At 62.7% G+C, this 21,155-nt stretch carries 21 protein-coding genes; 19 read left to right on the plus strand and 2 right to left on the minus strand.

The window, feature by feature from the left end:
- Positions 1 to 47: 47 nt before the first annotated feature.
- Positions 48 to 830 carry a class I SAM-dependent methyltransferase gene (locus NLY37_RS04580; RefSeq protein WP_198024965.1) on the minus strand — a complete coding sequence of 261 codons (783 nt, stop codon included), beginning with the start codon at positions 828 to 830 and terminating at the stop codon, positions 48 to 50.
- 208 nt (positions 831 to 1,038) lie between these two features.
- Between NLY37_RS04580 and NLY37_RS04585 the strand changes: the two genes are divergently transcribed.
- The 11 genes from NLY37_RS04585 (at position 1,039) to NLY37_RS04635 (ending at position 10,481) form a co-directional block, all read left to right on the plus strand.
- Positions 1,039 to 1,566: a hypothetical protein gene (locus NLY37_RS04585; RefSeq protein ID WP_023743326.1), complete on the plus strand. Its 528-nt coding sequence runs from the start codon at positions 1,039 to 1,041 to the stop codon at positions 1,564 to 1,566.
- A gap of 10 nt (positions 1,567 to 1,576) precedes the next feature.
- Entirely contained in the window at positions 1,577 to 1,702 is a 126-nt protein-coding gene (locus NLY37_RS04590; protein ID WP_023740006.1) for a hypothetical protein, read from the plus strand.
- Positions 1,703 to 2,006: 304 nt separating this feature from the next.
- On the plus strand, positions 2,007 to 3,194 hold the full coding sequence (locus tag NLY37_RS04595) for an acyltransferase family protein (RefSeq protein WP_031246651.1): 1,188 nt from the start codon (positions 2,007 to 2,009) through the stop codon (positions 3,192 to 3,194).
- 211 nt (positions 3,195 to 3,405) lie between these two features.
- Positions 3,406 to 5,211, plus strand: a complete 1,806-nt coding sequence (locus NLY37_RS04600) for a portal protein (RefSeq protein WP_286441626.1) — start codon at positions 3,406 to 3,408, stop codon at positions 5,209 to 5,211.
- Positions 5,208 to 5,531 carry a Bbp19 family protein gene (locus NLY37_RS04605; protein ID WP_023743526.1) on the plus strand — a complete coding sequence of 108 codons (324 nt, stop codon included), beginning with the start codon at positions 5,208 to 5,210 and terminating at the stop codon, positions 5,529 to 5,531. The genes NLY37_RS04600 and NLY37_RS04605 overlap by 4 nt, the downstream gene beginning before the upstream one ends.
- 325 nt (positions 5,532 to 5,856) lie before the next feature.
- Positions 5,857 to 8,193 (plus strand): hypothetical protein, encoded by a 2,337-nt coding sequence (locus NLY37_RS04610; protein WP_023743525.1) that lies wholly within the window; start codon positions 5,857 to 5,859, stop codon positions 8,191 to 8,193.
- Positions 8,193 to 8,621, plus strand: a complete 429-nt coding sequence (locus NLY37_RS04615) for a hypothetical protein (protein WP_031246756.1) — start codon at positions 8,193 to 8,195, stop codon at positions 8,619 to 8,621. The genes NLY37_RS04610 and NLY37_RS04615 overlap by 1 nt, the downstream gene beginning before the upstream one ends.
- Positions 8,622 to 8,719: 98 nt before the next feature.
- Positions 8,720 to 9,145: a hypothetical protein gene (locus tag NLY37_RS04620; protein WP_031246755.1), complete on the plus strand. Its 426-nt coding sequence runs from the start codon at positions 8,720 to 8,722 to the stop codon at positions 9,143 to 9,145.
- Positions 9,146 to 9,297: 152 nt separating this feature from the next.
- Positions 9,298 to 9,687, plus strand: coding sequence for an SMI1/KNR4 family protein (locus NLY37_RS04625; protein WP_023743522.1), 390 nt, complete (start codon positions 9,298 to 9,300; stop codon positions 9,685 to 9,687).
- 2 nt (positions 9,688 to 9,689) lie between these two features.
- Positions 9,690 to 9,881: a hypothetical protein gene (locus NLY37_RS04630; protein ID WP_031246754.1), complete on the plus strand. Its 192-nt coding sequence runs from the start codon at positions 9,690 to 9,692 to the stop codon at positions 9,879 to 9,881.
- Between the two features lie 132 nt (positions 9,882 to 10,013).
- The gene (locus tag NLY37_RS04635; RefSeq protein WP_031246753.1) at positions 10,014 to 10,481 is read left to right on the plus strand and encodes a hypothetical protein; all 468 of its coding nucleotides are present in this window, start codon (positions 10,014 to 10,016) and stop codon (positions 10,479 to 10,481) included.
- A gap of 130 nt (positions 10,482 to 10,611) precedes the next feature.
- Here NLY37_RS04635 and NLY37_RS04640 read toward each other — a convergent pair whose 3' ends face one another.
- Entirely contained in the window at positions 10,612 to 10,929 is a 318-nt protein-coding gene (locus NLY37_RS04640) for a YMGG-like glycine zipper-containing protein (RefSeq protein WP_023739167.1), read from the minus strand.
- 345 nt (positions 10,930 to 11,274) lie between these two features.
- Here NLY37_RS04640 and NLY37_RS04645 point away from each other — a divergent pair, with 345 nt between their 5' ends.
- From NLY37_RS04645 to NLY37_RS04680, 8 genes are all read left to right on the plus strand, one after another.
- Positions 11,275 to 11,847, plus strand: coding sequence for a hypothetical protein (locus tag NLY37_RS04645; protein WP_031246752.1), 573 nt, complete (start codon positions 11,275 to 11,277; stop codon positions 11,845 to 11,847).
- A gap of 207 nt (positions 11,848 to 12,054) precedes the next feature.
- Positions 12,055 to 12,966, plus strand: coding sequence for a hypothetical protein (locus tag NLY37_RS04650; RefSeq protein WP_023743517.1), 912 nt, complete (start codon positions 12,055 to 12,057; stop codon positions 12,964 to 12,966).
- 45 nt (positions 12,967 to 13,011) lie between these two features.
- Positions 13,012 to 14,001, plus strand: a complete 990-nt coding sequence (locus NLY37_RS04655; protein WP_023743516.1) for a hypothetical protein — start codon at positions 13,012 to 13,014, stop codon at positions 13,999 to 14,001.
- A gap of 268 nt (positions 14,002 to 14,269) precedes the next feature.
- Complete coding sequence (locus NLY37_RS04660) at positions 14,270 to 14,872, plus strand: phage connector family protein (protein ID WP_023743515.1); 603 nt, start codon at positions 14,270 to 14,272, stop codon at positions 14,870 to 14,872.
- Positions 14,869 to 17,349 (plus strand): phage tail protein, encoded by a 2,481-nt coding sequence (locus NLY37_RS04665; RefSeq protein WP_023743514.1) that lies wholly within the window; start codon positions 14,869 to 14,871, stop codon positions 17,347 to 17,349. Before NLY37_RS04660 ends, NLY37_RS04665 begins: the two co-directional genes overlap by 4 nt.
- A 250-nt stretch (positions 17,350 to 17,599) precedes the next feature.
- Positions 17,600 to 18,301 carry a hypothetical protein gene (locus NLY37_RS04670; protein WP_023739173.1) on the plus strand — a complete coding sequence of 234 codons (702 nt, stop codon included), beginning with the start codon at positions 17,600 to 17,602 and terminating at the stop codon, positions 18,299 to 18,301.
- Between the two features lie 2 nt (positions 18,302 to 18,303).
- Positions 18,304 to 18,834: a hypothetical protein gene (locus NLY37_RS04675; protein ID WP_023747773.1), complete on the plus strand. Its 531-nt coding sequence runs from the start codon at positions 18,304 to 18,306 to the stop codon at positions 18,832 to 18,834.
- Positions 18,835 to 21,153 carry a hypothetical protein gene (locus tag NLY37_RS04680; protein ID WP_023739175.1) on the plus strand — a complete coding sequence of 773 codons (2,319 nt, stop codon included), beginning with the start codon at positions 18,835 to 18,837 and terminating at the stop codon, positions 21,151 to 21,153. It abuts the gene before it with no gap.
- Positions 21,154 to 21,155: the final 2 nt, after the last annotated feature.

A 21,155-nucleotide genomic window follows, 5' to 3' on the forward strand; every position in this document is an offset into this window, starting at 1 on the left:
CCAGTCGCATGACCATTATGCCGATATCGGCACAGCGATGGAACACGTCAGCCTTCGGCCGTCGCCAAATTGGTGATGACCTCGAAAGCGAGTCCCGATCCATCGGCGTAGGGGTGCAGCACGGGCGCACTTTCGCTCACGATGGCCTCTGCGACGCGGTTGCGTTCCTGATCGCCCATTTCCCTGCCGACAGCGCTCATGCCGACGAGCGCCATCGTGTTCAAGCGCAGGAGGGGTTCGCCGTTCTGGAAGCGTATCGTGCGCGATATCGTCGTTAACCGGACTTCGTGGAGGCCGGCGTCCCGGAGCAGCGCCTCAAGCGCGGCCGCGTCGCCAAAGCTGTACCGCTGATCCGCAATGGCGCCCAGGCGGCGCTCCGCCACGCGGCGCAGCTCCTGAAAGAACGGGATTTCATCGTCGGATCGCCATGTGGCTACCGCCAGCCTGCCGCCCTTCGCCAGCGCCCGCCGCATCTGCGCCACCGCCGCGGGCTTGTCAGGAAAGAACTGCAGTCCCTGCTGGCAGACGACAACGTCGAACTGCTCTCGGTCATGGAGAGGCAGGGCGCTGGCATTGCCTTCGCGCCAGTCGATGCCCGGTTCCACGGCGCGCGCAACGGCAAGCATATCCGAACTGACGTCGATGCCAACGACGTATGCGGTGTCACCGAGCCGCTCCCTTGCAACGCGGGCCACTATTCCTGTTCCGCAGGCGATGTCGAGGACACGATCGCCTGGAGACAACTCCACCTCTTCGAGAATCATTTCGGCCCACGGCTGGAAGAGAGGGCCTGCGAGCCACCGCTCGTACATCTCCGGGAAACTTGCCATCATTGCCTCCAATATCTTATTCCGACCTACCGCGCCGGAAGGTCAAACTGCGGGTTCCAGCGCTCCCGCGCGACACAATCCGGCAACGGCACTATGTTTCTGTTCGTGCGCGTTCGACGTCCGAATTAGCTCACCAGCGGTTGGGCCGGTCAAGGCCGCAGCCCTCCACTCCCAAGACGATGCGCACCCTTATGGCTCTGGCCCTTGCATGACCCTCCGCATCATCTCCGCCACGCTGCGCGATCTCTCCTACATCGCCGCAAATCTGCGTGCCGAGGACCGGGCCGAGATCGACTGCCAGCTTGACCATTGGTCGCCGGCCCTGCTGGCGGTCACCGCGCTGCAGGGCTTTGCCTATGTTGCCGAGCTAGACGGCAATCCGGAGGCCGGCTTTGGCGCTGCCGAACAGCGCGGCGGGCTGTGGATCGCCTGGAGCTGGGGCACGCGCCGCATGAAGCGCTGCGTGCCTGGCATCACCGGCCACTTCCATGCGGTGCTTGGGCCGAAGGTTGCGGCGCGGGGCGCCTGGCGGGTCGAGGCGCGGGCGCTCGCCGCCAACGAACTGGCTCTGCGCTGGCTCGGCCGGCTCGGCGCCACCCAACGCTGCCGGTTGCCTGGATATGGCCGCAACGGCGAAGACTTTTTCCTCTACGACTGGACAAGAGAAGGCTGGAACCATGTGTCTCTTTCAAAAGCCGCCGGCGCTGAAGCCGCTGCCACCGACCCCGACCATTGAAGACAAGGACGTGCAGGCGCGCGAGGCCGCCCTGCGGACTGAACTCGAACAGCGCCAGGGCACGGCGGCGACGGTGAAAACCGACCTCGCGCCCGGCGACCTCACCGGCCAGCGCCGCGTTCTGCTGGGGGTATGACCATGACCGCGATGAAACGCAGTTTCAGCAAGCGCGTGCTGGCGTGGTGGTACTGGCGACGGCATGCCAGGCTGGTGAAGCGGAGGTGACGCATCTTACCCTCCGCCTTGTGGGGAGGGTCGTAGGCTGAGCCGCACGGTACGTGCGGTTCAGCCTGCGGGGTGGGGTCTGCGCTGCACCCGTCTCCCTCGCTTTACTTTGCAAAGCGAACTCGCCGACCCTCCCCACAAGGGGGAGGGTGTAGCAATTCGTCATCTCTCAGCGGCTTGACAATCGCTCCTCAGGCGCCATGCTGCAGTGCAACATGGCTAGCTACGAAACCAGCATCATCAAGTCGTCGCGCATCGAATGCCTGGACGGGCTTCGCGCGCTTGCGGCGATCTGGGTGCTGGTCGGGCACTGCATGCTTTTGACCGGCTGGCAAATTCCGATCGTCGGCGAGCCGGATCTCGGCGTCGACCTGTTCATCATGCTGTCCGGCTTCCTGATGGTGTTCCACTATCAGCTGCGCCAGGAAAAGGAGCCTTGGCTAAGACCGGAAACCTGGCTGAAATTCTGGACGCGCCGCTATTTCAGGATCGCGCCGCTGTTCTATGTCATGCTTTTCCTGGCGCTGGCGCTTGGCCCCTATCTCTACGATTGCAGGATCATCATCGACGATTTCCTCTCCAGATCGCACCAGGCGCCGGAACGCTACCTCGACGGCAGCCTGAAAAACATCGTCGCTCATCTCACGTTCCTGTTTGGGCTGGTGCCGAACCTCGCCTATCGCACGCCGCTGCCTGACTGGAGCCTGGGGCTGGAGATGCAGTTCTATGCCGTGTTCCCGGCCGTCATGCTGCTGGTGCGCAGGCTGGACTGGATGAGGAGCGCCCTTGTGGTCGCGGCGGCCGGCTGCGTCATCGTGTTTGCGACGCGGCTGTTGTCGATCCATTTTCCGATGCCGTCCTTTCTGCCGCTCAAGATACAGATATTCCTGTGCGGGATGCTGCTGGCCGGAGTCGTGCATCAGCGCCAGCCGCGATTTATCCTGTACTTGGCACTGGCGCTGCTGCTGGCGGCGCTGCCCTTTGGCGGCGACCAGGGGCTGGGCAAGCTTCTGGTGCGTGAAGCGCTGGTGGCGGGCTTCTTTGCGCTGGTTCTCTACCGCATGCTGCCTGGAAGGGCGGGAACGCTGGCGCGAGCGATCGCCGTGACGCTCAGCAACCGGTTCTTCCACCTGATGGGCGAGCTTTCCTTCAGCATCTACCTGATCCATCTGCTGGTGCTGCAGCCCGTCGCGGCGTTCGTCATCAGTGAGTTCGGCCACCAATTGTCGGCGCCGCTGCGCTTCGCCATCGTCGTTGCCGTTGTGCTGCCGACGGTGACGTTGCTGTCCTGGATCACCTATACTTTGATCGAGGTCCCCGGCCAGAAGGCGGGCCGCTTCGTCGTCCAGCGCTTTGGCCGGAAAACTGCGCCGGTGCTCGAGGGCATCAAGCGCAGCGCGTAGTCGGCTGACGCTGCCGATCTCCCCCTCGAGGGGAGATGTCGCCGAAGGCGACAGAGGGGTCGGTGCGACCGGACGCGACCTCCCGCCACCGACAGATGACGCTAGCGCTCTACGCGCGGCGACCGCCTCTGGCCTGCCGGCCATCTCCCCCTCAAGGGGGGAGATCAGCCGCTTCGCCGTCCATCCCTTTCCTTACCCGAGCGAGCCTCTCATGACCGATTCCCGTGCCCGCGATATCCTGTCCCGCCAATCCGAGCTCGAGACCGAGCGCTGCCAGTATGAGGCGGTGTGGGAGCAGGTCGCGGAATTCTGCGATCCCGATGCGCCCGACGTCTGGAGCGGCCGCAGGACGGGCGGGCCGGACTCGCAGGCCGAGCGGCAGGAGCGGCGGGGCGCACGTGTCTACGCCAACACCATCAACTCGGCCGCCAATCGCCTCGCCGCCGGGCTGGAAAGCCTGATCATCCCGCAGTCGGAAAAATGGCACGGGCTGACGACCGCGCAGATGAATGACGAGGAGACCGACGAGGAGAAGGAATGGGCGGAAGCCTTGCGCGATTTCCTGTTTGCGCTGCGCTATTCCGCCAACTCCAATTTCGTGCCGGCGACGCAGGCCTGCCTGCGCAATGTCGTGCGCTACGGCCCGGCCTATCTCTATGCCGAGGAAGGCTTTGGCGGCACGCTGATCCGCTATGCCTCGATCCCCGTGGTCGAGGGCTATCTCGCCCGCAACCGCTGGGGCCAGGTCGACATTTTCCATCGCCGCTATGAGCGCACGGCAAGGCAGGCGGCGCAGCTGCTCGGCTACGAAAAGCTGCCGGCGCGCATCAAGATGCTGGTCGACGACCCCGCCAAATGCGAGACGAAGATTTCGCTGATCCAGTGCATCCAGCCGCGCGACGAACGCAAGATGTATCGGCTGTCGGGCGACTATCAGTATCTCGACACGGCCTTCGCCTCCTATCACGTCATCGAGGACGAGGAGGAGATCGTCAGGGAAAGCGGTTTTCGTTCCTTCCCGGTGTCGACCTTCAACTGGCGCCGCTACGAGGGCGACCCCTATGGCATTTCGCCTGCTATCGAGGCGCTGACGACGGTTCGCGAGGAGAACGCGGTGCGCCGCTCGGGCCTTCGCGCCCTGCAGCAGATCACCGATCCGGCCACCGCCTCGAAGGCCAGGCTCGATTATGTCCCGGTGCTCAACCCCGGTGAGAATTATCCCGGCCTCATCGACGACAATGGAAGGCCGCTGATCCAGCCGATCGCGACCGGGCAGAACCCGACCTATGCCTTCAACTATGCGGCGAGCCGGGCGGAGGAAATCCGCGACATGATGTTCGTCAATTTGTTCCAGACGCTGGTGCAGAACCCGCAGATGACGGCGACCGAAGCGCTCATTCGCCAGGAAGAGAAGGGCGCGCTGCTCGGCCCCTCGGGTTCGATCATCCAGGCCGGATTTGCCTCGAATCTCGACCGCGAGCTCGGAATTCTCGAGGACAAGGGCCTTTATGACGAGGACAGCCGCTTCGCGCCGCCGGACAGCCTCGCCGGCAAGGCGGTGCGGCCGACCTTCACCGGCCCGCTCGACGTGCTCAGGCGCTCGGCTGAGGCGCGCGACACCATCCAGGTGGTGACGACGGCCATGCAGATGGCGCAGTTCGATCCCGGCATCATGGACAATATCGACGGCGACGAAGCGCTGAAGATCGTGCAGAGCGCCGGCCGCAGCCCGCAGCGCATCTTTCGCCGCAAGGAGGAGGTGGAAGGTCTGCGTGGAGCAAGAGCACAGGCCCAACAAGCCCAGGCCGGCATGGCGGCGATCGCCTCCGCCGGCAAGGTCGCCAAGGATGCCGTGCCGGCCGCCGTTCAGGCGCGCGACAGCGGGTTGCTCGACGCATTGATGCAGCAGGCGGGCGGCGGCGGAGAGGCGACGGCCGGATCGGCCGCGCCGGGCGCCGGCGGGCAAGCGACGGCCGTGCCGGCCGCGCCAGCCGCCAACAGTGAGCAGGGAGCATGAGCGCCAAACGCTTCGCCCGAGCCGGCCAGACGGGCGGTCCCGCCAAGGCGCGCGACGCGCTGACCAAGGCCTATCTCAGGGTCTTCTCCGGCGAGGACGGCGAAATGGTGCTGGCCGACCTCGCAGCAACCGTCGGCTACTATCGCCGCCCGTCCTATGGCGAGTGGATGGCCAGGACCAGAACGCCGAACGGCTTCGAATTGCACAGCGCGCTCAGCAATGCGCGTGCTGAAGTGGTGCAGCACATTATGGGATTTCTGACGTTGGACGAGACGCAGCTGGCTGCGCTGGAGAAGGCGGCACGGGCTGAGGATAGATAGGGCGAACCGGAGGCGCGAGGCACCCCCCTCTGGCCTGCCGGCCATCTCCCCCTCAAGGGGGAGATTGGCTCTCTTGTCAACTTTCGCCAATCACCAACGTTGCAGGATTGTCGGCAAGAGCAAAGCTGCTGATCTCCCCCCTTGAGGGGGAGATGGCCGGCAGGCCAGAGGGGGGCGCTGTTCCGCCGGCCTTGCTGCCGGACATCTCACTGGTTCTCAAAAAAGACCGATCCGACAAAGCGCGCAAACGGCCACGGTGCGTGCGCCATGGCCCTGCCGTGATCGCCAGCGCAGCGCGCCTTTGTTCAAAGCCAGGGAACAGCCAATGGTACACATCATCCCTCTCTCCGTGGCTAAACGGCGGCGCGATGCCGATGCCTCGCCGGTGAGCGCAGCGGCGCAGCCGCTCGACAGCTACTGGCAGGAGGTTGCCGAGCACTACGAGCGGCTCATGGCGCAGCAGCAGGCCTTCGACACCGAGATCGCCGCGCGCAAGCTGGATGGCGAGATCGCAAAGGCCGAGGCCGACGCAGTTGCCAATGCGCCGGCAGATGGCGCCGGCCTGCACGAAGGCATGTATGGCCAGGTCGACCCACACACGGGGCGTGTGCTGCAAACGGGCCGGTTCGACACGCTGTTCAAGGGTTTCCTGAGCCAGGTGCCGCCCGAGCTGCATCCCGGCCTCGGCGCTCGCAAGGAGACGTTGCGCACGGAGGGTGCGTGGCGGATGGCTGCGCAGCAGCTCCAGCGCCGCAAAGACTATGAGCGGACCCAAGTCGACACCGCGCTGCAAACCAACGCCATTGCCATCGGTAAGGCCAACCCCGACGACCACCTCACCTTCGAAGCGGCCAGGCGGAACGGGCTCGATCTCATCGACAAGATGGGGGTCGATCCTGATATCCGGCAGCAACTGGCCAAGGACTGGTACAGCACCGCCGCCAAGGCGCGGTTCGAGGCGCTGATTTCCAGGGACCCGAAGCGCGCGCTGGAAATATTCGGCGTTGGCACGCCGGCCACCGGCGGCGAGGCCGCCGGCGATAGCGCGCGCGCTGAGGGCGGTTCCTCTGGGGGCGGCCCGAAAATGGCGCCCAAGAAGGAAGGCCGCGGGGCGCAACTCGCCCGTTTGCCTACGGATGCGCTGCTTGCCGATCTGTCGCCCGACGCTGCCAGCGAACTTGTTCGACAGGCGCATGCGGCAAATGCGGCACGCTTGATCGACGCCCGCACTGATATTGCTTTAGCCGCGCAGAACGCGCCAGACGCCATCGCAACCACTGGCGTCTATTCCGGCAGGACGCCCGGCCCGGAAACCTTCGCTGCCGTCTATGGCGTGGAGGAGGGCGGCAAGCAGTACGGGGATTTTGCAAGAAGGATAGACGTCGGCCGTCTGGCCTTTGGCATGCGGACCATGCCCAACCAATCGATCCACGCGGCACTACGCGATGCCGAGCCTGGGCCGGGCAGGTCCAATGAGGAGCAGGCCCAGTATGAGGTTACAGTTGCTGCCGCACTTAAGGCGCTGAACCTCAGGCGCGCGGACCCTGCTGGCTATGTTCGCGAGGCTTTTCCAAACGTTGACGCCGCTTGGAGCAAGGCAACTAGCCCGGACAACAATTCACAATCGCGAGACCCAAAGGAATACGGACGGGCCATCGCTCTATCTATCGCGGCCCAAAGGCAACTGGGCGTCGAGAAACCCCTACCGCTACCAAAATCTGTTGTCCAAAGCATTATCGACGCCTTCCGCAACAACGACATGTCGCAGGCCGCGAAGGATGCCAGCCTGCGTGATCTTCTGGCTGCGGGGCCAGATCCTAGCATTCGAGAAGCTCTGTCTCAGCAACTGGAGGAATCTGGCTTTTCTCGACCAAATCAAGTCGACCCGATCACCACTGCTGCGACGGGGCAAGAACTCCCTTCATCTGTACATTCCGACAACCCAAAATCTGCATTCCAACAAGCCGCGGAGGATTTCGGCAATTATCTCAGTGAAGGGTTCGAATCCCTGGGCCGAGCCCCGCATGACATTGGGCTGGCTCTCCAGGATTTACGGGATTCTCCTTGGAGCTTCCTCGAGCAACTGCCGGTCACCCCTGGCTCGGGGGCCGTTGCCGAAGGACGCCTAGCATTAGAGTCACTCGGCCAGGCTGCTGCAAAAGGCTTGGCCATTGTCCGCGGCGGCGCAAGCAAGTTTAGCAAGCCGCTTGAGAAGTTTGCGACAAGTGCTTTGCGTACTGCATCGGGCCTTGCCCCCGAGGGTGCAACCGGTACTCGATGGGGCGAAAATCTTCTTCGAGGCAAAGAAATTGCCGCGGAAGTGATTGAGCCGGCTCTAAGAGCCTTCTCCAAAAATTATCGGCAAACATTTCTGCGAGAATATCCAGAATTAATTGATATTGTATTCGTCCACCATCGAATTGAGCAAAAGGTATTGAAAAGATATATTGGAATAATTAGTCAAGAAATGATGCATTCGCTCGAAAATTTGCGTGGTATTCCTAAGGAGTTGAATTCCACTCTGCACCTGAGTACCATCCGACGCGAGTGGGACGCCTTCTACAGGCAAAATCCAACCACCACGTTGAAAAAGTTGTTGGAAAAGGCGACCGAAATTGACCAAAAATATGGCCACCTATTCAACCCTCCAATAGGTAAATAATGAGATATTTTTATCTTGAGCCGGAAGTATCAGGCGGTCCTGGTGATAATTCTGTTATGGATACGAGCGTACATCCGCCCATTGTAACACGTTTACACTATGAGTTCGATGGATGGTTGGGCGATGCGATGGTTACATCGTTCCCGTGCTACCTCGTGACCGAAGGTGTGGAGCGTAAGATTCTAGAGAGCCGATTCTCAGGAGTAACCTTCGACAAAGTCGAGGTGACAACGTCCGAATTGTTCGAAGAGATGCAGCCCGATCAAAAACTTCCGCCTTTCGTATGGCTGAAAGTAAGCGGCAAGGCTGGCCTCGATGACTTCGGGATAGCCAAGGACTATAGACTTGTTGTCTCAGAGAGCGTTCTCGACGTCTTGAAGCTGTTGGGGGTCTCCAATGCGTTGATCGAGCCTTTTGAAGGGTCTTGAGCTGCAGCTTTAGGCTGCTGCTTGGCGCCGCTTTCAAGCACCAGTGTGCGTCTTGCCTTGGTAGCTGCGTAACGTCTCCGCAAGACTTTGGGTGAGTGATGCAATATTTCTACATCGAGCCGGACGTTGCAGGTGGGCTCGGACCCCACACGATTCTTGATCCGAGCGTTCACCCTCCAATGGTGAGCAAGCTTCACCATGTCGTGGAGGGTTGGACCGGGGACGTGCTCGTTACGACCTTCCCGTGCAACCTCGTCACTGAAGATGCGCAGCACGCGCTGCAAAAGATAGGTTTTTCAGGTGCCACATTCGCAGACGCCGAAGTAACAACATCCGAAGAGTTTCATGAGGATCAACCTGGGCAGGAACTTCCACCCTTCGTCTGGTTGAAAGTGGATGGGAAGGCTGGCCGCGATGACTTCGGGGTCGCAGCGAGCTATCTTCTTGTCATCTCGAAACGCGTTCTCGATTTGCTGGAGTCGTTGGGAATACCGTTTGCAGTGGTCGAACCTTACGAACAGTAAGGGATCGCGCTTTTGTTGTCGCGGCTGCGCAACGCTGACCGGCCTCTCCAGTCGATCGACGCCTCCAACAAGATCGTTCTGCCTCGCGATGTCCATCGGCAACAAGTTACGCCATGGTGGAATCAGTTGGCTAAAGACCTGGGAGGATAGCAGTGAGATATATCTTAACCGAGGGACAGTTTGACGCGCCGGCCGAATCCGCGGTCGTCGATGGGCTGTCTGCACGCCCGGGAGTCGAGCTTCCCAAGGACTATACCGACTTTCTCAAAGAACATAATGGGGGCGAAGGTTTTGTTGGCGATAACTACATTATCCTCTTTAAAGCCGAAGAATTGGGCGACTTCAATCGAGAATATGAAGTCGAAAAATATGCACCAGGCATCCTCCTGTTCGCATCGAACGGAGGAGGTGAAGGCTATGGCTTTGACACTGAAGATCCAGCCAAGCCAATCGTACGCATCCCATTCATAGGTATGAATCGGCAGTCCGCTGAAATAATAGCGCGTGACCTCGCCGATCTATTTTCTAGGTTGGGGCAATGAAAATGAGTGACAAAAACGGAAATTCGCGTCCCAAGGGCATGGAGCTGTTTGAGATTAAACCCGTGATCGTTGGTGGTGATCCAGTCAGTCTGGAGAACAAGATTTGGTTGACCAGGCAAGAGCATTTTGAATTGGTGCGTTACTGGAATCGAGTTATCGAGATTCAGCGTAGGGCGGCGCTGGAATTACGGTGACAGTGCATTTTATCGGTCGCCCACATCGCTTGAGTGAGCCGTCGGACAGAGAAATAGAACAATAAGTGCACCGTCACCGTATTCCGGAGATCATGCGCGCTGGGCTAGACGAAGGTCGCAAGGGAGTTAGCCATGGAGACCGCCAAACCAGACTTAAGCAGCGTTATGCGTCTGCCTCCGGCCAACATCAGCACCGCCGATGACGATCTTGATGCCGCCCGGATCGAGGCACGGCAGTATCTGGAATTCTACACCTGGGTCTTATCCATCAAAGAAGAATATTTCGGATATGGCGCCGAAGGAATAATCTATATTTTCCTGTTCGAGATAGAGCCGCGACCGGATGTGAACCGATGGATCTGGGTGATCGTTGGCGACGTACCGCCGACATATATCCCTGCAGACGACGCCAGGACGCCTTTCGAGGTTCTTGATGGCTATATCGGTGCCCTTGAGGACTGGGTTGAGGCAGCGCGACAAGGAAAGTCGGTGGCGAAATTGATACCGGTCAATGTCGACGCAAATCCCGCTAACGCCGAAATGCTGGCTGGCCGCCTCAAATTTCTCGACGAAAAAATCTTGCCGGAGCTTGAACGGTAATTCGGACGATTGCGGCAGAGGATGCCGGTAGGCAGGTGAGGGTTGGCGCCAGCCTCTCAGAGGATCGCGCTGCCCCTCATCCGCCCTTCGGGCGCCTTCTCCCCGTGAACGGGGAGAAGGCGGCTAGTCCTCAATAATCGTTGTTGTAGTACCGGTCGTCGCAGGGCGCTGTGTAAATGCGGCCGTAGCGATCCTGGTAGCGGCAGAGCTGTTCGCCGCGGCGCTGCGGCGTGGTGGCCTGGCCGATGACGGCGCCGAGCAGGGCGCCGCCGGCGGCGCCGATCACCGTGCTCTTGGTGTTGCCGCCCAGCGCCTGGCCGGCGAGCGCGCCGACGCCGCCGCCGATGAGCGCGCCGTTGGTCGCCCTCTGCTGCTGTTCGGTCTGGGTCGCGCAGCCTGCCAGAGCGGCAGTCATGAGCACGGCGGCAATGGCTTGTCTGATGATCATCTTGGAACTCCTTTGAAGCCCCAAACGCGGATTGGAGCGAATGGTTGCCAGTTGCTGGCGCATTGCGGCCAAACGGCGGCACGCCCGCTCACGAAATGCGACATGGTTTCTCAGCCCTTGAAGATGATGGTCGCCAAAGCGGAAACGCCTTGCGCGAACGGGGCGATAGCGCTGTTGCATGAATCGAATTCCGAGGCCGCTGTGCCGCCTGACTGCTGGATACCAGCAGTGGACTGATCCGGCCCTTCGCTGTCGCTTCGGGCGTTCGTCGTTCGGAAAGCCAAGCAATTGGCTTTCCGTGCGCTGCGCGCACCACTCCTCACCCAAACAGAAATGGAGATACCAATGACCCGAGGTCTTCCCCGGACGCTGTCGCGCGCCGCCGCTCGCGAGGCTGGACTTGCCCCGCCCAAATTAGGCCTCAAGGCCGTCACCACGGGGCAGGGCGGCTCGTACCGCACCGTCTTCACCCTTGCCGGCATGCAGGTGCCGGTCGCGGATGCGCTGGCCTATGCCAGCCAGAAGCTGTTCGATTTTGCCGACGGCAAGGTGCGCATCAAGGGCGGCACGGCCCGATTGCAATTTGCGGTACTGACCACCCGCGCGGCGACTATCAACGACAATGCGGCGCTGACCTGGTCGCTCGGTTCGGCGGCGGCTTCCAGCGCGACGCTTGCCGGCGCCATGGTCAATGTGCTGGCCTCGACCGCCCGCACGCTGGATGGCGTGGGCGCGGCGCTATCGACTGCCTCGACCGCGGATGTCGCGGCAGCCGCGACGCTGGATGGCACGACGACGCCGGTGGACCTTTACCTCAACCTGGCGTTTGCGACCGGCACGGATATCGATGCCGACGGGACGATTGCCGTGACGGGCACGATCACGCTGCTGTGGGAAAACTGGGGCGACAACGCGTAGCCGCTAATCTCCCCCCTTGAGGGGGAGATGTCGCCAAAGGCGACAGAGGGGGTCGGTGCGACCGGATGCGACTCCCATTCTGCGACAGATGAGGTCGGCGCCCCACGCGCAGCGACCCCCTCTGGCCTGCCGGCCATCTCCCCCTCGAGGGGGAGATACCAAGCTTCGCCGCCGGCTCCTTCTAACAACAATCAAAGGAATCCACTCATGACAGATCTGGCAGATTCCGGGTCCGTGGCGGCGCGTGCGCAGCCGGCGGGCAACCCAGTACGGCCACCGGCAGGCGCGGAGAACGGGTCCGCCGCGCCTGTCGGCCAAAGTTGGTTTGACGGTCTTTCCGAAGGCAACCGCAAGCTCGCTGAAGCCAAGGGCTGGACCAAGGCTGAAAACCTCGATCGGGTTTTCACATCCTATGCGGAACTGGAACGCCAGCAGGGTGAAAGCCTGCGCGTTCCCGCATCGGACGCATCCCCGGAAGACTGGCAGAAGTTTCATGCCCGGCTGCCCGAGACCATGCGTCCGCTGACATCGCCTGACAAGGTCGAGTACAGGCGGCCCGATGGGCTGCCGGAAAACTTCGCCTATTCGGACGAGCTTGCCCAGGCGTCCAAGGCCTGGGCGGTCGAGGCCGGCGCCACGCCCAAAGTGGCGCAGGCCTATCACGACCGCTTCGTCGGCTACATGGCCGAGCAGGCCGCGCGCCAGGACATCGCGCTTGCCCGCTCGGTCGAGGCAACGCATGACGACCTCGTGCGCGACTGGGGACCGACCGACAGCGATGGCTTTCGCCAGAAACTGGAGGTCGCCAACCGGGCGATGAAGAAGCTCGGCCTGGTCGACGCCTACAAGGCCAAGGGCATCCTTCTGCCGGACGGGGCGCTGACCGATCCGCAGATCGCCAAGGCATTTCACGCCGTCGGCGAGGCGATGTTCAGGGAAGACACGATCGACGGCGGCGCGGCCGTGAGCGGCGGCAATCCGTTCAAGCGCAACGCCACTGGTGATCGCAACATTTCGGCGATTTCAGCCCTTGTCAAAAGCGACCCCGCCCGCGCCCGGCGGCTGGCGCGGGAAGCGGGCGAAAACCCGGATCTATGGATGCCGAACAACCCGCTCTGATCCCGAGCTACCCGCCGCCACATCAAACCTCAAAGGAAGTGAAAAATGGCAGACGCCTATACCCGTATCGCGGACGCGATCGTTCCGTCCGTTTATGCCCAGTACTCGTTCGAAGAGCACGTCCAGTCGCTGGAAATCTTCCAGGCTGGCATCCTGTTCAACGACCCGGCCACCACCGCCAAGCTGTCGATGGGCGGCCGTTCCGTCGACATGCCCGGCTGGAAGGATCTCGGCAACGATCCGTCGGAACCCGTCAATGACGATCCGGCCGATTCCATCGAGATGAAGAAGATCGGCGCCCGCCGCGAGGTCGCCGCCCGCAATGTTCGCGCCCAGGCCTGGGGCGTTCCGGACCTGACCTCGATCCTGGCCGGCGACGACCCGCAGAAGCTGATCGTCAAGCGCCAGACCGAATACTGGCAGCGCGCCAACAAGCTGACCCTGCTCGGCATCCTGAAAGGGGTCGTGGCCGACAACATCGCCAACGACGGCAGCGACCTGGTGCGCGTCACCGGCGCCTCCATCGTCGACACCGACATCATCGAGGCCGCCTATCTGATGGGCGACCGCGCGGACAAGTTCAAGACGATCTGGATGCACTCCAAGCAGATGAAGGCACTGAAGCTCGCCGATCTCATCGACTATGTTCCGTCGTCAGAGCAGGGCGGGCCGCTCATCCCCTACTACATGGGGCTGCGCTGCGTGGTCGATGACGACATTCCGGTCGCGGCCGGCGTCTACACCGCCTTCATGTTCAAGGACAAGGCGATCCTGTGGAACGAGCTTCCGGTCAACACGGAAGGCGGCCCGCTGGAGTTCGACCGCAAGCCGCGCCAGGGCCATGGCGGCGGCGTCACCGAGATGGTCGGCCGCAGGCACTTCGTCCCGCACGTGCCCGGCACCCGTTTCCTTGACGCGTCTTCGGCCGGCGAGTTCGCCACCGACGCCGAACTCGCGCTGGCGGCAAACTGGGACCGTACGGCCTCCAGCGTCAAGAGCATGACGTTCATCGCGCTGAAAACGACCGAGGCGTAGTACCTTTCGTCCGGCCAGCGGGTCGCCGAAACTGCTGATCTCCCCCCTTGCGGGGGAGATGTCCGGCAGGACAGAGGGGGGTGTGAAGGATCGCCAACTTCCGGTCCCTTTCAACCCCCTTCAACCCACAACCGCTTCTCCAAATTACGTCAGGTCGGCGGGACAGCACCCCCCTCTGGCCTGCCGGCCATCTCCCCCGCAAGGGGGGAGATTGGCGCTCCGCCATATGCCCTTGCCCAATCAACCACCATCCACGAGGCGCTGATCCATGGCCATCACCCCGCTCGACATCGCCAATATGGCGCTCGCCGTCCTCGACGAGGCGCCGATCGACAGTCTCGACCAGGACGTCAAGGCGGCGCGCCTGCTCAACCTGCATTTCGACCTGACGCGGGAAGCCGAACTCGGCAGGCACGTCTGGGTGTTCGCCATCCTTGCCGCCAGCGTCGCCGGCGCCGACACCGGCAGCGGCAATTGCACCTTGAACTTCGCCTATGAACTGCCCGCCGATTGCCTGCGGCCGCTGCCGCTGACCGCAAATGGCGAGCCGGACGGCGTACCGATCTCCTGGCGCCAGGAAGCCGGGCTGATCTACTGCGACCGGTCCGGTGCATTGATCATCCGTTACATCGCCAACCTTACCGACCCGAACGACTGGGACGCGCTGTTCACCGAAGTGCTGGTGGCAGCCCTCGCCATCAAGATCGCGCATCCCTTGACGCACAAGGCGGGCATGATCGACATCGCCCGCTCCGCCTATGACCGGGCGCTGGACGCGGCCTTTGCCGCCAACGCCATCCAGCGCGGCGGCCGGCTCTACACGGGCTCGTGGGCGCAGCAGCGCGGCGACTTCAGGGTGTCTGCCCGATGACCGCGCTCTACCCCGTCCAGGATGTCTTCACTCGCGGCGAGATATCGCCCAGACTGCACGCGCGCGCCTCGCTCGATCTCTATCGTGCGGCGCTGTCCAAATGCGAGAACTTCGTCACGTTGCCGCATGGCGGTATCCGCGCCCGCGGCGGCAGCTATTTCGTCAACGAGGTGAAGAATTCGGCCAGGAAGACGCGCGCCATCCCCTTCATCTTCTCCTCCGAGCAGGCCTACTGCCTGGAGTTCGGCGACCTCTATATCCGCGTCTATGCCTATGGCGCCCGCGTCGGCACGGTCGAGGTGGCCTCGCCCTATCTGGAGGCCGATTTGTTCGACCTCGCCTATGTCCAGTCAGCCGACCAGATGTGGATCACCCACAAGAACTATGCGCCCAAAGTGCTGACCCGCACCGCCCACACGACATGGACGCTGGCAGGTTACGAGTTCCTCGACGGCCCTTACGATCCAATCAACACGACCGGCACCACGATGACGCCGGCCAGTTACGGCTCGTACGTGCCGAAGATGACAGGCTTGACGGCTCCGGCCGGAACGGCTTTGGCCAGCAACGGTTCCGCGTCAGCGTGGGCGATTTTCGACAAGGACAGCAGAACAGGTGCGGAGATCGGTGCCGGCACCAATGGCTGGGTCCAATATCGGCAGGCGAGCGGAGCGCAGAAGGTTTGCAACGCCTACTGGGTGCAAGCCATGAACAGCGCGTCGGAAGCAGAAAACATGCCGACGCAATGGGAAATCCAGGGCTCGAACGACGGATCGACATGGACAACCATCGACTCGCGGATTGGCCAGATAGGCTGGGGTAACTCCGAGCGCCGGTTCTTCGAATTTTTCAACAAGGCCGCCTTTGAATATCTGCGCATGGACATGGACGGTGGCGGCGGCTCTGACAGTACCAGAACCGACTTCGCCGAATGGGCGCCGAACGAGGACGGCGACCTTATGACGCCGTTCAATCTGACGGCGTCATCGATCACCGGTATCAACGATGATACCGGGTTCCAGACATCGGACGTTGGCCGGGCCATCCGGCTGCTCGGTTCGGATGGGCGGTGGCGCTGGGCCAAGATTGCAGCGCGCACGAGCGCGACAGTCGTTACCGTTCGTCTGTATGGCCATGCCTTGCCGGATCTCAGTCCGATCAGCCGCTGGCGGCTTGGTACCTTCGTGCCCGGAAAATATGTCGAGGCGGGCTCGCTCTATGAGGAGCGGTTGGCCTTCAGTCGAAAATTCTCGGTCTATGCATCGGCGACCGGCGACTTCGACAATTTCGCGCTCGGCGAGGAAGATGACGACGCGCTGGAATTCGTCCAGGCCGGCGGCGGCCAGGCCAACGACATCGTCTGGATCGCCGATTCCGATGGTGCGCTGCTGATCGGAACCTCGGGCGGCATCCGCGCGCTGTCCGGCTCCGGCATCGACGAGGCACTCACCCCGTCCTCGTTCAAGAACCGCCGTTCGCGCACCTTTGGCTGCGCCCGCATCCGCCCAGTCGATGCCGGGCAGTCCTTCCTCTATGTCACCCGCTCGCGCAAATCGATTGCCGAGCTGACGCAGAGTTCTACAGCCAAATTCACCTCCGATGACATCGGCCAGATCTCGGAACATATCCCCAAGCAAGGCGTGGTCGAACTCGCCTTCCAGACCGACCCCGACCCGATGCTGTGGTTCCCGCTCGAAAATGGCGAACTTGGCGGCTACACCCACCAGCCGAGCCAGGAGGTGCGCGGCATGCACCGCCATCGCTTCGGCGGCAGCTTCGCTGGATCCGCCCCCGGTCAACCCACTTGGGCGGTCGTTGAAAGCGCCGTGGTGACGCCTGGCCAGAACGGCGTCGACGACATCTGGCTGATCGTCAAGCGCACCATTGGCGGGGTGACCAGGCGCTACATCGAAATCATGACCACGCCATTCGAATACGGCATGCTGGAGGATGCCTTTCAGGTCGATTGCGGACTGACCTATTCGGGTGCACCCGTCAACGTCGTCTCCGGGCTCGGCCATCTCAACGGCCAGCTGGTCGACGTGCTGGCCGGCGGCAAGGTCTATCGCGGCCTGCCGGTTGCCTCCGGCCAGGTGGCGCTGCCCGCCGGCGCCACAGCTGGGAAGTGGCAGGTCGGGCTGCCCTTCCAGTCCGAGGCCAACACGCTGGAACTCGACGTCGGCGGCCAGGACGGTTCCGTCATCGGCCGCCGCAAGAAGGTGGCGAAAGTCATCCTGTCGCTGCTCGAGACCGACACCACCGGGCTGCAGGTGCAGTCCTTCCTCCGCGGCCGCTGGGAGAGCGTGCGCATGCCGAGCATCGTCGCACCCGACGGCAATGCGAAACTCTACACCGGCAATGTCGATGTACCGGTCGACGACAGCTGGGAAGGGCAGGGCAGGGTCCGCATCCGCCACCTCAACCCGACGCCCTGCACGATCCGGGCGTTTACGCCGGTATTCGACGCCGAGCCGTAGAATAATTTGATGCGGCAATAGTCAACGCCGAGTTCCCGCCCACCCCCCTCTGGCCTGCCGGCCATCTCCCCCGCAAGGGGGGAGATCAACGGCATCTTTGCCTTCGCTAATCGCTGACGTAGCAAGACTGGCGAGCCTGCTCGAGCTGCCAATCTCCCCCATGCGGGGGAGATGTCCGGCAGGACAGAGGGGGGTGCTGTCCCGCCGACGTCACCATTCTCGCACCATTCCCACCAAGGAACCCACCCCAATGACCCCCCATGCCGAGACCCTCGGCAAGGCGCGGACGGCTGCCGATTTCGCGGCCGTCATCGCCTTGCTCGACACCGACATTAACGACGCCGTCGTCCGCAGGCGCGCGCTGGAGCAGGCCGAGGACCGGGCCGTCTTTGGCGACGGCGACCTGGCCGCGGCGCGCGCCGCGCTCGATGCCTGCAACGACGTCATCACCTTGCTGGAAAAAACCATCTGCGTCGCCGACACGCGCCGCATCGACGCCGCCGAGAGCGAAGCCCGCGCCGACATTGCCGCTCTTGGCGACGAGATTGCGGCCAAAGCCGCCACCCTGACCGAGCGCTGGCGCAACGCTGCCCGGCTGGTCGAGCTGCTGCGCCAGGAACTGTTCGAGGCCGATGCGCTCGTCCGTGCCATCGCCACCGCCAATGGCCTGTTCGACGCCGCCAGCGTCGCCGAGCTGAAGATAAACCTCACCGCTGCCCGCCGCGCCGCCATGGCCGGCGCACGGGCAGCCGCACCCGCTCGCCTCAGCCGCGCCGGGCTGCAGGTCGACCGGCTGCTTTTGTCCCTGCTCGCTGCCGGCGGTCCACTCGACCCGCGCCCGCAGCTTGGCGCGCCGGTCGCCGGCGTCAAAAGCAAGTTCATTCCCGCAATCAAACCCATTCCCGCGAGAAAACCCATTCCTGCAATCAAACCCCTGGGCGAACGAGGCTGACCATGTGCACACTTGCCCTTCTCGGCACCGTTCTTTCCGTCGGCGGCGCGCTGGCCGAGGGCCAGCAGTCGAAGCAGATGGCCGACTATCAGGCCAAGGCCTATGAGCAGCAGGCGCAGGCGGATGCTCAAGCCGCCGCCTTCGAGCAAGGCCAGGAGCGCCACAAGCAGGACCTGCTGCAGGCGCAGGCGCGCGCCCAGGCCGGCGCGTCCGGCGTCGGCATAGCCGGCTCGCCGACCGAGGTGCTGGCGGCGAATGCCAGGCAGGGCCAGGCGGATCTCGGCGCGCTGCTGTACGGCTCGAAGCTGCGCCAGAACAATCTCAACAGCCAAGCCGCCATCTCGCGCTTCCAGGGCAAGCAGGCGGTGACGGCGTCAATCTTCAACGCCGGCAGCGCGCTCGTTGGCGGCCTCTCCAAAATCTACGACCCGACGAAAGCGGCAGCGTCAAGCGCTGCGGCCGCCGCTGTGCCGGGCCGCTCCGTGATCTTCGGCAGTGCGGCCCTCAGGGCTCCGTGGGCGGGGAACACGTAGATGGTACACATCATCCCCCTTTCCGTCGGCCAGCGCCGGCTCGATACCGGCAACGCCGTGCAATATCCCCAGGGGTCGCCGATCGGCGGCGCCATGCAAGGTTTCGGCGACCACGTTTCCGCTCTTGCCGAACGCTACCAGCAGATGAAGGACCAGCAGGACGCGTTCGACGCCGAGCTGGCGCGTCGCGGCTTCGACGCGCGGATCGCGCAGGCCGAAGATGAAGTGGCGGCGAACGCGCCGGCGGATGGCGCAGGCATGCATGAAGCCATGTATGGCGAGGTCGACCTGCGCGCCGGCCGGGTGGTGAAACCAGGCCTGTACGATACGCTGTTCGACGATGCGAAACGGACGATGCCCGAAAGCCAGCGCGCCGCTTTCGCAGGCCAGAAGGAAAACAAGCGCGTCGTTGGCGCATACCGCATGGCGCTGCGGCAAAAGACCAAACGCGACGACTACGAGAAGGCCACCGTCGACACGACGCTGACGACCAATGCCATCGCCATAGCAAAAGGCGACCCGAACGACACCGCGAACTTCGAGGCGATCCGGCAGAGCGGGCTCGACCTGATCGCCAAGATCGGCAACCCGCTTGCCAGGCAAGCGGCGGAAGCCGCCTGGCGCACCAACTCGGCCAAGGCGCTGGTTCAGGCGATGATCGCCACGGACCCGAAGCGCGCGCTGGAAATGTTCGGCGGCGCAGCGGCCGCCGGCGGCGAGACCGCTGGCGATAGCGCGCAGGCTGCGGGCAACTCCTTTGTGGACGGCCCAAGGATGGCGCCCGGGAAAGAAGACCGCGTCGGCACGCAGACGCCGGATGACCGCATCGCGCAGGCGTTCAGGGACGATCTTCCGCAGGAGGAACAGGATGCGCTGGCCTTAAAGGCAAAGGTCGCAAAATTCAGGCAGGACATCCAGACGCGCGTCGAGATCGGTCGCGCCGAGAGGGAAGCGCCGGACGAGATAGCACGCACGGGCGCCTACTCCGGCGCAATGCCGGGCAAGGACGCCTACAGGACCATCTATGGCCTCGATGAGGGCGACAGGCGCCGGCAGGGTCTCGAATGGCGTACCAATGTCGGCAAGAAGATTTTCGACATGGCGACCATGTCGAACCAGGAGATCAATGCCGCCGTTGTCAGTGCCGAACCGGGGCCGAACGCTTCACCGGCGGATCAGGCGGGCCACGATTCAACCGCTGCCGCGGCAAATCTGGTCCTGGAAAGGAGGCGAGCCTATCCAGGTGACTATGTCGATGGATTGTCTTCAGAAATCTCGGAGGGTTGGAAAGCCGTATTTGGCACTGGGCCCTCTGATTCAGAGGCTTTCGACCAAGATACTTACGACAAAACACTAGCCTTGTCTGTCGCCCAGCAAAATGCATTGGGCATCGCTGATGAAAATCTCCAACCCGTGCCGTTCTCTTTTCTCCTCAAGCTTGCCGAGCAGCGCGACAGCGGAGCCATGTACTTCATGGACAACTACGCGAAGGCGAGCGAGTTGTTCGCGCGCACGAAGGGTCCTGTCGCACGAGCAGCTTTGGTTCGGGAATTGGATGAGGCCGGCCTGGGCGGGATTCTTCCTGGCGGCAAGCCTGGCCTTTCGGCGATCGAGGTATTTCGATCGGAGGCCAGAGGCCTTGGCAAGGCAGGTGCGAATGCGGGGATATTCGCAGGCAAATTGATGAAGGGGATTGGCTACGGGGCTTCCCTTGGAACAAGCGATCCTCCCGATTTCAGCCAAGGCTACTTCGAGCCTTCGAACAATGCCGAGAAGGTGATGATGCGTCAGGGAAATGACGCATTGAGCTGGGCGATACCTGGGCCGGGCATTGGGCGAGCTGCTGTTGCCGCGAAAGGGATACCTCGCACACTTGAGCCGTTGAGTGCCATGGCGTCGGGGCGCGCCGAAGGTCTCATCGCCAAAGAGCTTCCCGGTGAGTTGTCTAAGGAAGGCGCGGGACTCGTCGAAGGTGGCAGCGGACACCCGGCCGTCGCTCTCGATCTCCCCTCGGGCAGTTTCTCAATGTCAGATTGGGCAGATTATCCGATAGCGGTTGTGCCCAAGCCAGATGGATTATTCATACGGCTAGAAGGTACACAGCAAAAAGCTGCTAGAAAAGCGGCTGATAAGGCCAATCGCATTATCCGCCAAGAGCGAGGCCTTGTCGGCCAGCCCGTGGATGTGCATGAAATTAAGCCAGTGAAGTTTGGCGGGAGTCCGACCGATCCGTCCAACAAGGTCATTCTGCCCCGAGAAGTTCATCAGCAGCAGGTTACGCCCTGGTGGAACAAATTACTAAAAGACATTGGAGAATAGCA

It is taken from the genome of Mesorhizobium sp. C395A (genome assembly GCF_030323205.1).
Classification (GTDB): domain Bacteria; phylum Pseudomonadota; class Alphaproteobacteria; order Rhizobiales; family Rhizobiaceae; genus Mesorhizobium.

Excerpts from the sequence above, each read along its gene's own strand:
- NLY37_RS04655 (WP_023743516.1), top strand. The coding sequence starts at position 13,012 with ATGGCAGACGCCTATACCCGTATCGCGGACGCGATCGTTCCGTCCGTT.
- NLY37_RS04645 (WP_031246752.1), top strand. The coding sequence starts at position 11,275 with ATGACCCGAGGTCTTCCCCGGACGCTGTCGCGCGCCGCCGCTCGCGAG.
- NLY37_RS04650 (WP_023743517.1), top strand. The coding sequence starts at position 12,055 with ATGACAGATCTGGCAGATTCCGGGTCCGTGGCGGCGCGTGCGCAGCCG.
- NLY37_RS04665 (WP_023743514.1), top strand. The coding sequence starts at position 14,869 with ATGACCGCGCTCTACCCCGTCCAGGATGTCTTCACTCGCGGCGAGATA.
- NLY37_RS04635 (WP_031246753.1), top strand. The coding sequence starts at position 10,014 with ATGGAGACCGCCAAACCAGACTTAAGCAGCGTTATGCGTCTGCCTCCG.
- NLY37_RS04680 (WP_023739175.1), top strand. The coding sequence starts at position 18,835 with ATGGTACACATCATCCCCCTTTCCGTCGGCCAGCGCCGGCTCGATACC.
- NLY37_RS04660 (WP_023743515.1), top strand. The coding sequence starts at position 14,270 with ATGGCCATCACCCCGCTCGACATCGCCAATATGGCGCTCGCCGTCCTC.
- NLY37_RS04610 (WP_023743525.1), top strand. The coding sequence starts at position 5,857 with ATGGTACACATCATCCCTCTCTCCGTGGCTAAACGGCGGCGCGATGCC.
- NLY37_RS04675 (WP_023747773.1), top strand. The coding sequence starts at position 18,304 with ATGTGCACACTTGCCCTTCTCGGCACCGTTCTTTCCGTCGGCGGCGCG.
- NLY37_RS04600 (WP_286441626.1), top strand. The coding sequence starts at position 3,406 with ATGACCGATTCCCGTGCCCGCGATATCCTGTCCCGCCAATCCGAGCTC.
- NLY37_RS04605 (WP_023743526.1), top strand. The coding sequence starts at position 5,208 with ATGAGCGCCAAACGCTTCGCCCGAGCCGGCCAGACGGGCGGTCCCGCC.
- NLY37_RS04670 (WP_023739173.1), top strand. The coding sequence starts at position 17,600 with ATGACCCCCCATGCCGAGACCCTCGGCAAGGCGCGGACGGCTGCCGAT.
- NLY37_RS04585 (WP_023743326.1), top strand. The coding sequence starts at position 1,039 with ATGACCCTCCGCATCATCTCCGCCACGCTGCGCGATCTCTCCTACATC.
- NLY37_RS04580 (WP_198024965.1), bottom strand. The coding sequence starts at position 830 with ATGGCAAGTTTCCCGGAGATGTACGAGCGGTGGCTCGCAGGCCCTCTC.
- NLY37_RS04630 (WP_031246754.1), top strand. The coding sequence starts at position 9,690 with ATGAGTGACAAAAACGGAAATTCGCGTCCCAAGGGCATGGAGCTGTTT.
- NLY37_RS04615 (WP_031246756.1), top strand. The coding sequence starts at position 8,193 with ATGAGATATTTTTATCTTGAGCCGGAAGTATCAGGCGGTCCTGGTGAT.
- NLY37_RS04595 (WP_031246651.1), top strand. The coding sequence starts at position 2,007 with ATGGCTAGCTACGAAACCAGCATCATCAAGTCGTCGCGCATCGAATGC.
- NLY37_RS04620 (WP_031246755.1), top strand. The coding sequence starts at position 8,720 with ATGCAATATTTCTACATCGAGCCGGACGTTGCAGGTGGGCTCGGACCC.
- NLY37_RS04640 (WP_023739167.1), bottom strand. The coding sequence starts at position 10,929 with ATGATCATCAGACAAGCCATTGCCGCCGTGCTCATGACTGCCGCTCTG.